This is a genomic window from Acidovorax sp. LjRoot117, from assembly GCF_964252695.1.
In the GTDB taxonomy this organism is placed as follows: Bacteria; Pseudomonadota; Gammaproteobacteria; order Burkholderiales; family Burkholderiaceae_C; genus Acidovorax.
The window spans coordinates 376,614-389,892 of the sequence record NZ_CAXUPO020000001.1; the positions used below are offsets into that span (position 1 = coordinate 376,614).

Sequence of the window (13,279 nt, forward strand, 5' to 3'; positions counted from 1 at the left end):
TTTCGTACTTACATCAGGCCCGGCGGCGCCGCCTGAACGGCGAGCGCCTTCGGCCACCCACCACGAGCCACCCCACCATGTCCAACACCCCGCCCCCAGGCCCCAACGGCAAGCGCAGCCACTGGCTGCTGGCAGGCATCATGGCCGCAGGTGCGGCCCTGGTCGCAGCCTGCAGGTCCGGCCCTGAACCCACCCCGACGCCCGAGCCGGAAAGCCGTTCGCCCTCGGCCCCGGACACCCCGGCCGTGAAAGGCCCCGTGCCCGCCGCCGCAGGCTCGGCCCGCGCATCGGCCGCCGCCACGCCCAAAGCCTACCGCCAGGACGGCGCCACCCACCTGTACGGACTCAACAGCGAACGCATCTTCAAGGGCAAGCTGCCGCCGCAGCTGTATGCCATCGGCGTGCTGGAAGTGGACATCGACCGCACCGGCAAGGTCAACCGCCTGAACTGGCTGCGCGCCCCGCGCCACGCGCCCGAGGTGATCAAGGAAATCGAGCGCACCGTGCGCGCCGCAGCGCCCTTCCCGGCGCCCACCCGCCTGGGCAAGGTCACCTACACCGAGACCTGGCTGTGGGACAAGAGCGGCAAGTTCCAGCTGGACACCCTGACCGAAGGACAGCTTTAAAAAGATAGCGTCTCGCGCTTGACTGTATTGGGCTTCAAGTTCTTTTGGCCTGAAGCCCGCATCTGGCAAGCGCCACTCGCTATCTATCTCATAGCACTCAAGATCCTCGGTACGTCGAATAGCTCCACGGGCTTACCAGCAGCGGCACGTGGTAGTGCTGGTCGGTGTGCGCAATGCCGAAGTCCAGGCTCACCTGGTTCAGAAAATTGGGCTCGGGCAGTTGCACGCCCCGCGCCCTGAAGTACCCCGCCACATTGAAACGCAGCCGGTAGGTGCCGGTGCGCAGGCTGGCGTTGTCGAACAGCGGCGCATCGGTGCGGCCGTCGTGGTTCAGCACCAGGCGCTTGATCAGCGTGGCGTTGTCGTCGCCGTCCGTGGAGTACAGCGCCACTTCCATGCCGGCGGCGGGGCAGCCGTGCATCGTGTCCAGAACGTGTGTGCTCAAGCCCATTGGGGATTCTCCTGAAGAAAGCAGGCCGGAACAGCGCGACCTGTAGACCAAAAGTGTATACACTTTTATCCAATCCACCTATCATGCAGCCATGGAATCCTCATCCACCAGTGCGATTGTCGAGGCGCTGACCCGCGCCATCGTGGAGCACCGCCTGCAGCCGGGCACCAAGCTGGCCGAGCAGAAACTGGCCGACCACTTCGGCGTGTCGCGCACGCTGGTCCGCCAGGCGCTGTTCCAGCTGGCACAGAACCGGCTCGTGACGCTGGAGCCCGCGCGCGGCGCGTTCGTGTCCACCCCGTCGGTGGAAGAAGCCCGCCAGGTGTTCGCCGTGCGCCGCATGCTCGAGACCGAGATGACGCGCGCCTTCGTGCAGAGCGTGACCCCCGCCAAGATCAAGGCGCTGCGCGCCCACGTGGCCAGCGAGAAGGCTGTCATGGCCACGGCCGATGCGAGCAGCCGCACCGAGCTGCTGGGCGACTTCCACGTGCGCATGGCCGAGCTCATGGGCAACGAGGTGCTGGCGCAGATGCTGGGCGACCTGATCTCGCGCTGCGCGCTCATCACGCTGATGTACCAGTCGGCCAGCGCCGCCGAGCATTCCCACGAGGAGCATGGCGACATCGTGGCGGCCCTGGCCGCGCGAGACGAAGCCCTGGCCGTCTCCCTCATGCAGGCCCACCTGGAACATGTGGAGGCCAGCCTGACCTTCGACCGCAAGCGCCCGGCCAGCGACCTGGCCGCCGCGCTCAGCGCGTGACATTCCCGTCCGTGACATGACCCCTTGAATCCCCGACGCCCATGATCTACGACTCCACCCAGCCCTACCCCCGCGACCTCATCGGCTACGGCAAGACCCCGCCCCACGCACAGTGGCCGGGCGGTGCGCGCATTGCCGTGCAGTTCGTGCTCAACTACGAAGAAGGCGGCGAGAACGCCGTGCTGCACGGCGATGCAGGCAGCGAGCAGTTCCTGTCCGAAATGTTCAACCCCGCGAGCTACCCCGAGCGGCACATGAGCATGGAAGGCATCTACGAATACGGCTCGCGGGCCGGCGTGTGGCGCATCCTGCGCGAGTTCGAAAAGCGCGAGCTGCCGCTCACCGTGTTCGGCGTCTCCAGCGCGCTGCAGCGCCACCCCGAGCTGACCCAGGCCTTCGTGCAACTGGGCCACGAGATCGCCTGCCACGGCCTCAAGTGGATCCACTACCAGCACATCCCCGAAGAAGTCGAGCGTGCCCACATGGCCGAAGCCATGGAGATCATCCAGCGCATGACCGGGCACAGGGCCCTGGGCTGGTACACCGGCCGCGACAGCCCCAACACCCGCCGCCTCGTGGCCGACTTCGGCGGCTTCGAGTACGACAGCGACTACTACGGCGACGACCTGCCGTTCTGGATGGACGTGAAAAAGAGCAATGGAGCCACCGTGCCCCAGCTCATCGTGCCGTACACACTGGACTGCAACGACATGCGCTTTGCACTGCCGCAGGGCTACTCGCACGCGGACCCTTTCTACCAGTACATGAAGGACACGTTCGACGCGCTGTACGCCGAAGGCGACCCCGCCGGCGACAACGCGCCCAAGATGATGAGCATCGGCATGCACTGCCGCCTGCTCGGCCGCCCCGGCCGCATCACGGCGCTGCAGCGATTCCTGGACCACATCCAGCAGCACAGCGACGTGTGGGTGTGCCGCCGCATCGACATCGCGCGCCACTGGAAACAGGCGCACCCCTACCCTTCTCAGAAAGCAGGCTGACACCATGGCCCTGACCCTGGAACAACTCAACACGGCCAGTGCGGCCGAGGCCCTGCAGCTGCTGGACGGCCTGTACGAGCACTCACCCTGGATCGCCGAGCAGGCGCTGGCGCAGCGGCCGTTCCGATCGCTGGCCCACCTGCAGCACGCCATGGCCCAAGCCGTGCGCACCGCTGGCACCGAGGCGCAGTTGGCCCTCATCCGCGCCCACCCCGAACTGGCGGGCAAGGCCATGGTGGCGCAGAACCTCACGGCCGAGTCCACCAACGAGCAGAGCAAGGCGGGCCTCACGCAGTGCACGCCCGAAGAGTTTGACCGCATCCAGGCGCTCAACACCGCGTACAACCAGCGCTTCGGCTTTCCGTTCATCCTGGCGGTGCGCGGGCCGCGCGGCACCGGCCTGCCCAAGCGGGAGATCATCGACACGTTTGCGCGCCGCCTGGACAACCACCCCGAGTTCGAACTGGCCGAGGCCCTGCGCAACATCCACCGCATCGCCGAGATTCGCCTGAACGACAAGTTCGCTGCCGAGCCCCTGCTGGGCAACGACGTGTGGGACTGGCAGGAAAAGCTGGCCGAACACTCCGACCCCGGCTTCGCAGAAAAGGGCCAGCTCACCGTCACGTATCTGACCGACGCGCACCGCGCCTGCGCCCAGCGCATCAGCCACTGGATGCGCGACTGCGGCTTCGACGAAGTGGAGATTGACGCCGTGGGCAACGTGGTGGGGCGCTACCACCCGGCCACCGAGGGTGCGCGCTACCTCATCACGGGATCGCACTACGACACCGTGCGCAACGGCGGCAAGTACGACGGCCGCCTGGGCATCTTCGTGCCCATGGCCTGCGTGCGCGAGCTGCACCGCGCCGGCCGGCGGCTGCCCTTCGGCATCGAGGTGGTGGGCTTTGCCGAAGAAGAAGGCCAGCGCTACAAGGCCACCTTCCTCGGCTCGGGCGCGCTCATCGGCGACTTCAACCCCGCCTGGCTGGACCAGAAGGATGTGGACGGCGTGACCATGCGCGCGGCCATGCAGCACGCGGGCTTGTGCATCGACGACATTCCCAAGCTCCAGCGCGACCCCGCGCAGTACCTGGGCTTCATCGAAGTGCACATCGAGCAGGGCCCCGTGCTCAACGAGTTGGACCTGCCCCTGGGCGTGGTCACTTCCATCAACGGCAGCGTGCGCTTCCTGTGCGAGATGATCGGCACCGCCAGCCACGCCGGCACCACCCCCATGGACCGCCGCCGCGACGCGGCCGTGGCCGTGGCGGAACTGGCGCTGTACGTGGAGCAGCGCGCTGCACAGGACGGCGACTCGGTGGGCACCATCGGCCAGCTGCAGGTGCCTGCAGGCTCCATCAACGTGGTGCCCGGCCGCTGCCAATTCAGCCTGGACCTGCGCGCGCCCACCGACGCCCAGCGCGACGCGCTGGTGAGCGACGTGAAGGAGCAGCTTGCCAAGATCGCCGCCCGCCGCGGCCTGCGCTACACACTGGAAGAATCCATGCGCGCCGCCGCCGCGCCCAGCGCACCCGCCTGGCAGCACCACTGGGAGCGCGCCGTGGACACGCTGGGCGTGCCCGTGTTCCGCATGCCCAGCGGGGCGGGACACGACGCGATGAAGCTGCACGAAATCATGCCCCAGGCCATGCTCTTCGTGCGCGGACTGAACTCCGGCATCAGCCACAACCCGCTCGAATCCACCACCAACAACGACATCCAGCTGGCCGTGGACGCCTTCACCCAGGTCCTGCGCCAACTTGCCGAGGAACAACAACCATGACGACGAACACCCCACAGAACTACGCCGCGCTGGACGCCTGGATCGACCAGCACTTCGACGAGGAAGTGCGCTTCCTGCAGGCGCTGGTGCGCGTGCCCACCGACACCCCGCCCGGCAACAACGCTCCGCACGCCGAACGCACTGCGGAGTTGTTGACCGAGTTCGGCTACACCGCTGAAAAGCACGCCGTTCCGGCCGCCGACGTGTTGGCCTATGGCATGGAGTCCATCACCAACCTCATCGTGCGCAGACCGTACGGCGACGGCGGCAAGACCATCGCCCTGAACGCCCACGGCGACGTCGTGCCCCCTGGCGAAGGCTGGACGCACGACCCCTACGGCGCCGAGATCGTTCATGGTGCCATGTACGGCCGCGCCACCGCTGTGAGCAAGAGCGACTTTGCAAGCTTCACCTTCGCGGTGCGCGCGCTGGAAGCCGTCGCCAAGCCCACCCGGGGCGCGGTGGAACTGCACTTCACCTACGACGAGGAATTCGGCGGCGAACTCGGTCCCGGCTGGCTGCTGCAGAAGGGCTTGACGAAGCCCGACCTGATGATCGCGGCCGGTTTCAGCTACGAAGTGGTCACCGCCCACAACGGCTGCCTGCAGATGGAAGTGACCGTGCACGGCAAGATGGCCCACGCCGCCGTACCCCACACCGGCGTGGACGCGCTGCAGGGCGCAGTGCACATCCTGAACGCGCTGTATGCGCAGAACGACGAGTACAAGAAGGTCACGTCCAAGGTCGAAGGCATCAAGCACCCGTACCTGAACGTCGGCCGCATCGAGGGCGGCACCAACACCAACGTCGTGCCCGGCAAGGTCATGTTCAAGCTCGACCGCCGCATGATCCCCGAAGAGAACCCGGTGGAAGTGGAAGCCGCCATCCGCCGCATCATCGAACAGGCGGCGGGCGAGCGTGCCGGCATCAGCGTGGACATCAAGCGCCTGCTGCTGGCCAACGCGATGACGCCGCTGGCCGGCAACCAGCCGCTGGTAGAAGCCATCCAGAAGCACGCGCAGGTCGTGATCGGCGAGCCCGTGCCTGCCGTGGGCACGCCGCTGTACACCGATGTGCGCCTGTATGTGGAGCGCGGCATCCCCGGCGTGATCTACGGCGCCGGCCCGCGCACCGTGCTCGAGTCGCACGCCAAGCGCGCCGACGAGCGCCTGCAACTCGAAGACCTGCGCCGCGCCACCAAGGTCATCGCGCGCTCGTTGAGCGACCTGTTGGCCTGACCCTGGAACGCTTGGGCGATCGATCCCACGCTCATTCGCCGTCCATCACTCAGTACCGCACACCGTTCAGGCTGAGCCTGTCGAAGCCTCGCGCGGCGCTTCGACGAGCTCAGCGTGAACGGTTTTTCTTCTTTCCGAGCTTGGAGCGCTTTGGCGATTTCACACGGGTTCGCGCTCCGTCGTTCAACACCCCATACCGTTCGGGCTGAGCTTGTCGAAGCCTTGCGCAGCGCTTCGACAGGCTCAGCGTGAACGGTTTTTCTTCTTTCCGAGTTTGGAACGCTTTGGCGGTTTGACACGAATGTGCGTCCAACCTTTCATCCGCCCCACGCCATTCGGGCTGAGCCTTTCGAAGCCTTTCGCAGCGCTTCGACAAGCTCAGCGTGAACGGTTCTCGCTTATTTGAAGTGAAGGGAAGCGATCCATAAGCCCCGGTCATGCCGCACGCGCATCATTGCCGCGCTGCAAAGTCATGGCGCAATCGCTTCTGGCGGCGCGTTGACCGGCCTACACTGTCGCGGGCGCTTCCACACGATGGAGGCGCCCGTTTTGTTTTGAACCGGTTTGCGTTTTTCGTCGCGCCCCCCATCAACAACACAAGGAGATCTGCAATGAACATTCGCCAAACGCTGCTGGCCGGCAGCGTCGCGCTGGCCCTGGCCAGCCTCACCGCCTGCGGCAGCACGCCGCCCGCTGCCACCGCAGCACCCGCCCCCGCCGTACAGCAAACGGCCTCGGCCCAGGCCGCCAGCGCCGCGTACGACTTCGACATGGACGTGTTCCACCCCGTGGTGGCACGCAACGGCATGGTCGCCACCGAGCAGGAGCTGGCCTCGCAGATCGGCCTCGACATCCTGAAAGCCGGCGGCAACGCGGTGGATGCCGCTGTCGGCATCGGCTTTGCGCTGGCCGTGGCCCTGCCCAATGCGGGCAACCTGGGCGGCGGCGGGTTCATGGTGGTGCACGACGCCAAGACCGGCAAGAGCGTGGCCCTGGACTTCCGCGAAGTGGCGCCCATCAAGGCCACGCGCGACATGTACCTCGATGCCAAGGGCAACGTGGTGGACGGCAAGTCGCTGTACACCCACTACGCCGTGGGCGTGCCCGGCACCGTGGCCGGCATGGAGCATGCGCTCAAGACCTGGGGCACCCTGCCGCTGTCGCGCGTGATCGCCCCCGCCATCGAGCTGGCCGACAAAGGTTTCCCGGTGAGCGAGACGCTCGTCAAGATCCTGCAGCAGGAAAAGAAGAACATGGGCAACTGGCCCGCCACCCAAGCCATCTTCTGGAAGAACGGCGAACCGCTGAAGGTGGGCGAGCCGCTGGTGCAGAAAGACCTGGCCCAGTCCATGCGCCTGATCGGCCAGCAAGGCGCCAAGGCTTTCTATGAAGGCGAGATCGCCCAGAAGATCGCCGCCGAAATGGCACCGCACGCCGGGGCCCTGACGCTGCAGGACCTGCGCGAATACAAGGTGGCCGAGCGCGTGCCCACGCGCGGTACCTACCGCGGCTATGAGATCGTGACCATGCCGCCACCCTCCTCCGGCGGCCCGCACCTGGTGCAGATCCTGAACATGCTGGAGCCCCTGCCCCTGGCCCAGTGGGGCCCCAACAGCGCGCAGACCATCCACTACATGGCCGAGAGCATGAAGCTCGCGTACGCCGACCGCGCCGAGTACCTGGGCGACCCGGACTTCGTGAAGATCCCTTTGAAGGGCCTGACCTCCAAGCGCTACGCCGAGTCCCTGGCCAAGGGCATCGAAGCCAACACCGCACGCAGCGGCAAGAGCATCAAGCCCGGCCAGCCCCAGCCGTATGAGAGCGACCAGACCACCCACTACTCCGTGGTGGACAAGGCCGGCAACGCCGTGGCCGTGACGTACACGCTGAACACCAACTTCGGCAGCGGCATCGTCGCCAAGGGCACGGGCATTTTGCTCAACAACGAGATGGACGACTTCTCGGCCAAGCCCGGCGTGGCCAACGCCTACGGCCTGGTCGGCGGCGACGCCAACGCGGTGGCCGCCAAGAAGCGCCCCCTGTCGTCGATGACGCCCACCCTGGTCCTGAAGGACGGCAAGCCCACCCTGGTGACCGGCAGCCCCGGCGGCGCGCGCATCATCACCACGGTACTGCAGACGGTGGTCAACACCATCGACTTCGGCATGAACCCTGCCGAAGCCGCTGCCGCACCCCGCGTGCACCACCAGTGGACGCCCGACGAACTGCGCGTGGAAAAGGGCCTCTCGCCCGACACCATTGCCCTGCTCAAGCAACGTGGCCACAACATCGCAGTCAAGCCGTCGATGGGCCGCACGCAGACCATCCAGATTCGCGGCGGCGCGCTGTATGGCTACTCGGATCCGCGCAATCCGGATGGGAAGACGCTGGGGTACTGATTGCTATTTATTTGATAGCTGCTAGCGCTTGATAGACAAGCGGTAGCAGTCCATCAAACCTAAAATCCCGCTCGCCGAAAGGCCAGCGGGATTTTTCATGCCCGCCAGCTTCAGGCTGGCGATGCCTGCCCGATCTCGAAATTCGCCATCTTCTCCAGCGCCCGCACCATCGCCGAGTGGTCCCAGCCCTGGCCGCCATGCGCGACGCAGGCGTTGAACAGCTCCTGCGCCATGGCCGTATTGGGCAGCGGCACCCCCAGCGTGCGAGCGCTCGACAACGCAAGGTTCAGGTCCTTCTGGTGCAGCCCGATTCGAAAGCCCGGCTCGAACCTGCGCTGGATCATGCGCTCGGCATGCACCTCCAAAATCTTGGACGAGGCAAAGCCGCCCAGCAGCGCCTGGCGCACGCGGGCCGGGTCGGCGCCCGCGCGGGCGGCGAAGAGCAGTGCTTCGGCCACGGCCTCGATGTTCAGGGCGACGATGATCTGGTTGGCCACTTTGGCAGTCTGGCCGTCGCCGTTGCCGCCCACCAGGGTGATGTTCTTGCCCAGGCGCTCGAACAGCGGCCGGATGCGCTCGAACACAGCCTCGGGGCCGCCGACCATGATGGACAGCGTGGCGTTCTTCGCGCCCAGCTCGCCGCCCGACACGGGGGCGTCCAGGTACTGCGCGCCCACGGCCTCGATGCGCGCCGCGAAGTCCTTGGTGGCCACGGGCGAGATGGAACTCATGTCCACCACCACCTTGCCCACACTGCCCTTCAAGCCTTGGGCCACGCCGTCGGCGCCGAACAGCACCTTCTCCACATCGGGCGTGTCGGGCAGCATCAGGAAGATGATGTCGGCCCGCTCGGCCACGCCGCGCGCCGTGGTGCACTGCGTGGCACTGCTCTCTGCGATCTGCGGCGCCACCCGGCCACGCGTGTGCACGTACAGCTGGTGGCCGGCGGCGATGAGGTGGCCGCATAGGGGCGCGCCCATGATGCCCAGGCCGATGAAACCGAGTTTGCGGGGGGTGTCGGTCATGTTCTTGTTCTCCTTGTGTTGTGTTGATTCGTACATCCGTGGGTGGTGGCTCATGCGGTAAGCGCCGTGCGCCACCCCAGGCCGATGTCCGTGGTACGTGCAGGCCGGTATTCGCAGCCCACCCAGCCTTCGTATCCGACGCGGTCCAGGTGCGCGAACAGGTAGCGGTAGTTGATCTCGCCCGTGCCCGGCTCATGGCGGCCGGGGTTGTCGGCCACCTGCACGTGGCCGATGCGCGGCAGATGCTTTTGCAGCGTGGCGGCCAGCTCGCCCTCGGTGCGCTGGGCGTGGTAGACGTCGTACTGCACGAAGGCGTTGCTGGCGCCCACCTCGTCCAGGATGTCCAGCGCCTGGTCCGTGCGGGTGAGGTAGAAGCCCGGGATGTCGAACGGGTTGATGGGCTCGACCAGCAGGCGCAGGCCGGCCGCCTTGAGCTCGGTGGCCGCGAAGCGCAGGTTCTCCACCAGGGTGTGGTGCAGCACGGTGGCGTCCACACCCGCAGGCGCCTTGCCGGCCAGGCAGTTGAGTTGCGGCACGCCCAGCGCCTTCGCATAGGTGATGGCGCGGGCCACGCCGGCGCGGAACTCGGCAATGCGATCCGGGTGGCATGCGATGCCGCGCTCGCCCGCGTCCCAGTCGCCGGCGGGCAGGTTGTGCAGCACGATCTGCAGGTGGTGTGCGTCAATCTGTGCGCGCAGTTCCTCGGGGGTGTGGGCGTAGGGGAAGAGGAATTCCACGGCTTGGAATCCGGCGCGGGCAGCGCGCTCGAAGCGGTCGAGGAAAGGCACCTCGGTGAACAGCATGCTGAGGTTGGCAGCAAAGCGGGGCATGGGAAGGTCTCCGTGACGATGGGTAAAACAATGTGGATTGCGTTGAGCTGGGCCCCCACCCCATACCGTTCGGGCTGCGCCTGTCGAGGCCAGGGCTTGGGGTGGCCTTCGACAAGCTCAGGCTGAACGGTTTGGATTTGAGGTTGTCTTTGCAGGGCGCAGGTTGACGCCCGTCCCATCCACCGTTCGGGCTGAGCCTGTCGAAGCCGGGGCACTGAGGCGGCCTTCGACAGGCTCAGGCTGAACGGTGGGGGTCGCGTCAGTCCAGCACCGCCAGCGCACTCGGCACGTCGGCCGCCTGCGTGGCCAGTTCCTCGAACTCGACGACGTTGTCGATCTCCGTGCCCATGGCGATGTTGGTCACGCGCTCCAGGATCACCTCGATGACCACGGGCGTGGCGTGCTCGGCCATCCAGGCCTCGGCCTGGGCAAGAGCGGGTGCGAACTCCTCGGGGCGGTGCACACGGATGGCCTTGCAGCCCAGGCCTTCGACGACCTTCACGTGGTCCACGCCGTAGCCGCGCGCCACTTCGCCCTCGGCCATGTTCACGTTGTCGAACGCGAGCTGCACGCAGTAGTCGATGCTGAAGCTGCGCTGCGCCTGGCGGATCAGGCCCAGGTAGCTGTTGTTGACCAGCACGTGGATGTAGGGCAGCTTGAACTGCGCGCCCACGGCCAGCTCCTCGATCATGAACTGGAAGTCGTAGTCGCCCGACAGCGCCACGATCTTGCGCGCCGGGTCGGCCACGCGCACGCCCAGGGCGGCGGGCACCGTCCAGCCCAGCGGGCCGGCCTGGCCGCAGTTGATCCAGTGGCGCGGCTGGTACACGTGTAAAAACTGCGCGCCCGCGATCTGCGACAGACCGATGGTGGAGACGTAGCACACGTCCTTGCCCAGCGCGCGGTTCATGCACTGGTACACACGCTGCGGCTTCATGGGCACGCTGTCGAAGTGGGTCTTGCGCAGGTAGTCCACGCTGTGCTTGCGGCCCAGGCATTCGGCGGCCCAGCCTCTGCGGTCCTTCAGGCGCCCCGCGGCTTTCCATTCACGCGCCACCTCCACAAAGAGCCGGAGCGCTGCGCCCGCATCGGAGACGATGCCGAAGTCCGGCGCGAACACGCGGCCGATCTGCGTGGGCTCGATGTCCACGTGCACGAACTTCCGACCCCGGGTGTACACATCGACGGACCCCGTGTGCCGGTTGGCCCAGCGGTTGCCGATGCCCAGCACGAAATCGCTGGCGAGCATGCTGGCATTGCCGTAGCGCTGGCTGGTCTGCAGGCCGCACATGCCGGCCATGAGCGGGTGGTCGTCGGGGATGCTGCCCCAGCCCATGAGGGTGGGGATCACCGGCACGCCCAGCAGCTCGGCCAGCTGCACCAGCAGGTCCGATGCATCGGCGTTGATGATGCCGCCGCCTGCCACGATCAACGGGCGCTCCGCGTCGTTCAGCATGCCCAGCGCCTTCTCGATCTGCGCACGGGTGGCGGCGGGCCTGTAGGGCACCAGGGGTTCGTAGGTGTCGGGGTCGAACTCGATCTCGGCCAGTTGCACGTCGATGGGCAAATCGATCAGCACCGGCCCCGGCCGGCCCGAGCGCATGAGGTGGAACGCCTGCTGGAACACCTGCGGCACCTGCGCGGGCTCCAGCACGGTGGTGGCCCACTTGGTCACGCTCTTGGCGATGGTGGCGATGTCCACAGCCTGGAAATCTTCCTTGTGCAGGCGGGCGCGTGGCGCCTGGCCGGTGATGCACAGGATGGGGATGGAATCCGCGCTGGCCGAGTACAGGCCGGTGACCATGTCGGTGCCTGCGGGGCCGCTGGTGCCGATGCACACGCCGATGTTGCCGGCGACGGCGCGGGTGTAGCCCTCGGCCATGTGGCTGGCGCCCTCCACATGGCGCGCCAGGATGTGGCCGATGCCGCCATGCGCCTTCATCGCCGCGTACAGCGGGTTGATGGCGGCGCCGGGCACGCCGAACGCGACGCTCACGCCTTCCTTCTCGAGCACCTTCACGGCCGCTTCGATTGCCTTCATTCTTGCCATTGCTTGACCTCCTTGTGGATGGTCAAACTTTAGGCAAGCCCCTCGTCGGGCGGAAGGTGGCGATGGACCATAAAATTTATTCCAGCCAGGAATAAATCTGGACCGCAACAGGAGACAGACCATGGACCGCCTCGATGCCATGCAGATGTTCGTGCGCGTGGTGGAGACCGGCAGCTTCACCAAGGTGGCCCGCGAATTCGCCACCACGCAGCCCACGGTGACCAAGCAGGTGGCCGCCATGGAGGCACACCTGAAGGTGCGGCTGCTCAACCGCAACACGCGCGGCGTGAGCCTGACCGAGCCCGGTGCGCTGTACTACGAGAAGTGCAAGGCCATCGTGACCGACGTGGCCGACGCCGAGAGCGTGGTGCGCGTGCGCCAGACCCAGGTGCACGGCCAGCTGCGCGTGGGCAGCTCGGTGGCGTTTGGGCGGCGCGTGGTGGTGCCGCTGGCGCTGGAGTTCATGGCGCAGAACCCGCAGGTGCAGCTGGACCTGAGCTTCGAGGACCGGTACACCGACCTGGTGGCCCACGGCATCGATGTGGCGATCCGCCTGGGCAAGCTCGCCGACTCGGCCCTGGGTGCGCGCACGCTGGGCATGAACCCCTGGGTGCTGGTGGCCTCGCCCACCTACCTGCGCCGCCACGGCACGCCGCGCCGGCCGTCGGACCTGAAGGACCACGCCACGCTGATCTACAGCAGCGTGCAGGGCAACGACCTGTGGCGGCTGCGCAATGCGAGCGGCGAGGCGGTCTCGGTGCCCGTCACGGGGCGGCTGCGGTCCAACAACCTCTCTGCGCTGCTGGCGGCGGCGCGCGCGCACATGGGCATCGCGGCGCTGCCGCACTACGTGGCGGTGGAGTCGCTGGCGGCAGGGCGCGTGGTGGAGGTGCTCAAGACCTGCCGCCTGCCCGAACAGGATATCCATGCGGTGTACCCGTCACCGCGGCTGGTGCCGCAGAAGGTGCAGGCGTTCGTCGCGTTTTTGCAGGGGCGGTTTGGCAAGGACTGGGTGGCTGCGTTGCCGCGGGAGGGGGCGGCCAGGAAGTAAAGGATGGCTGGGAGATGGCGAGGGTTCGCCCTGGGGAGAGGGGTTAAGGATCAGGCACAACGCCA

General features: G+C 66.9%; 11 protein-coding genes. 7 read left to right on the forward strand and 4 right to left on the reverse strand.

The window, feature by feature from the left end; all coding sequences use genetic code 11:
- The first annotated feature begins 140 nt into the window (after nt 1-140).
- On the forward strand, nt 141-626 hold the full coding sequence (locus tag ACSQ3D_RS01690; protein ID WP_436126164.1) for a hypothetical protein: 486 nt from the start codon (nt 141-143) through the stop codon (nt 624-626).
- Between the two features lie 97 nt (nt 627-723).
- Here ACSQ3D_RS01690 and uraH read toward each other — a convergent pair whose 3' ends face one another.
- A complete protein-coding gene (gene uraH, locus ACSQ3D_RS01695; RefSeq protein WP_436125709.1) occupies nt 724-1,077 on the reverse strand; it encodes a hydroxyisourate hydrolase in 354 nt (117 codons plus the stop codon).
- A 91-nt stretch (nt 1,078-1,168) separates the two neighbouring features.
- Between uraH and ACSQ3D_RS01700 the strand changes: the two genes are divergently transcribed.
- The 5 genes from ACSQ3D_RS01700 to ggt all read left to right on the forward strand — a co-directional run bounded on the left by ACSQ3D_RS01700 (nt 1,169) and on the right by ggt (nt 8,258).
- Complete coding sequence (locus ACSQ3D_RS01700) at nt 1,169-1,837, forward strand: GntR family transcriptional regulator (protein WP_436125710.1); 669 nt, start codon at nt 1,169-1,171, stop codon at nt 1,835-1,837.
- A 41-nt stretch (nt 1,838-1,878) separates the two neighbouring features.
- On the forward strand, nt 1,879-2,838 hold the full coding sequence (gene puuE / locus ACSQ3D_RS01705; RefSeq protein ID WP_436125711.1) for an allantoinase PuuE: 960 nt from the start codon (nt 1,879-1,881) through the stop codon (nt 2,836-2,838).
- Nucleotides 2,839-2,842: 4 nt separating this feature from the next.
- Nucleotides 2,843-4,621 carry a 2-oxo-4-hydroxy-4-carboxy-5-ureidoimidazoline decarboxylase gene (gene uraD, locus ACSQ3D_RS01710; protein WP_436125712.1) on the forward strand — a complete coding sequence of 593 codons (1,779 nt, stop codon included), beginning with the start codon at nt 2,843-2,845 and terminating at the stop codon, nt 4,619-4,621.
- A complete protein-coding gene (locus ACSQ3D_RS01715) occupies nt 4,618-5,859 on the forward strand; it encodes a M20 family metallopeptidase (RefSeq protein ID WP_436125713.1) in 1,242 nt (413 codons plus the stop codon). The genes uraD and ACSQ3D_RS01715 overlap by 4 nt, the downstream gene beginning before the upstream one ends.
- 611 nt (nt 5,860-6,470) lie before the next feature.
- On the forward strand, nt 6,471-8,258 hold the full coding sequence (gene ggt / locus ACSQ3D_RS01720; protein WP_436125714.1) for a gamma-glutamyltransferase: 1,788 nt from the start codon (nt 6,471-6,473) through the stop codon (nt 8,256-8,258).
- 110 nt (nt 8,259-8,368) lie between these two features.
- On the opposite strand, the gene glxR is transcribed toward ggt, so the two are convergent.
- The 3 genes from glxR to gcl form a co-directional block, all read right to left on the reverse strand.
- A complete protein-coding gene (gene glxR / locus ACSQ3D_RS01725) occupies nt 8,369-9,283 on the reverse strand; it encodes a 2-hydroxy-3-oxopropionate reductase (protein WP_436125715.1) in 915 nt (304 codons plus the stop codon).
- Nucleotides 9,284-9,333: 50 nt separating this feature from the next.
- Nucleotides 9,334-10,113, reverse strand: a complete 780-nt coding sequence (hyi, locus tag ACSQ3D_RS01730; RefSeq protein WP_436125716.1) for a hydroxypyruvate isomerase — start codon at nt 10,111-10,113, stop codon at nt 9,334-9,336.
- Nucleotides 10,114-10,372: 259 nt separating this feature from the next.
- A complete protein-coding gene (gcl, locus tag ACSQ3D_RS01735; RefSeq protein ID WP_436125717.1) occupies nt 10,373-12,163 on the reverse strand; it encodes a glyoxylate carboligase in 1,791 nt (596 codons plus the stop codon).
- Between the two features lie 121 nt (nt 12,164-12,284).
- Between gcl and ACSQ3D_RS01740 the strand changes: the two genes are divergently transcribed.
- A complete protein-coding gene (locus ACSQ3D_RS01740; protein WP_436125718.1) occupies nt 12,285-13,214 on the forward strand; it encodes a LysR substrate-binding domain-containing protein in 930 nt (309 codons plus the stop codon).
- Nucleotides 13,215-13,279 lie beyond the last annotated feature (65 nt).

What these genes read in the sequence shown, in the direction of transcription:
- ACSQ3D_RS01690 (WP_436126164.1), top strand. Translation starts at nt 141, where the DNA reads ATGGCCGCAGGTGCGGCCCTGGTCGCAGCCTGCAGGTCCGGCCCTGAA.
- uraH (WP_436125709.1), bottom strand. Translation starts at nt 1,077, where the DNA reads ATGGGCTTGAGCACACACGTTCTGGACACGATGCACGGCTGCCCCGCC.
- ACSQ3D_RS01700 (WP_436125710.1), top strand. Translation starts at nt 1,169, where the DNA reads ATGGAATCCTCATCCACCAGTGCGATTGTCGAGGCGCTGACCCGCGCC.
- puuE (WP_436125711.1), top strand. Translation starts at nt 1,879, where the DNA reads ATGATCTACGACTCCACCCAGCCCTACCCCCGCGACCTCATCGGCTAC.
- uraD (WP_436125712.1), top strand. Translation starts at nt 2,843, where the DNA reads ATGGCCCTGACCCTGGAACAACTCAACACGGCCAGTGCGGCCGAGGCC.
- ACSQ3D_RS01715 (WP_436125713.1), top strand. Translation starts at nt 4,618, where the DNA reads ATGACGACGAACACCCCACAGAACTACGCCGCGCTGGACGCCTGGATC.
- ggt (WP_436125714.1), top strand. Translation starts at nt 6,471, where the DNA reads ATGAACATTCGCCAAACGCTGCTGGCCGGCAGCGTCGCGCTGGCCCTG.
- glxR (WP_436125715.1), bottom strand. Translation starts at nt 9,283, where the DNA reads ATGACCGACACCCCCCGCAAACTCGGTTTCATCGGCCTGGGCATCATG.
- hyi (WP_436125716.1), bottom strand. Translation starts at nt 10,113, where the DNA reads ATGCCCCGCTTTGCTGCCAACCTCAGCATGCTGTTCACCGAGGTGCCT.
- gcl (WP_436125717.1), bottom strand. Translation starts at nt 12,163, where the DNA reads ATGGCAAGAATGAAGGCAATCGAAGCGGCCGTGAAGGTGCTCGAGAAG.
- ACSQ3D_RS01740 (WP_436125718.1), top strand. Translation starts at nt 12,285, where the DNA reads ATGGACCGCCTCGATGCCATGCAGATGTTCGTGCGCGTGGTGGAGACC.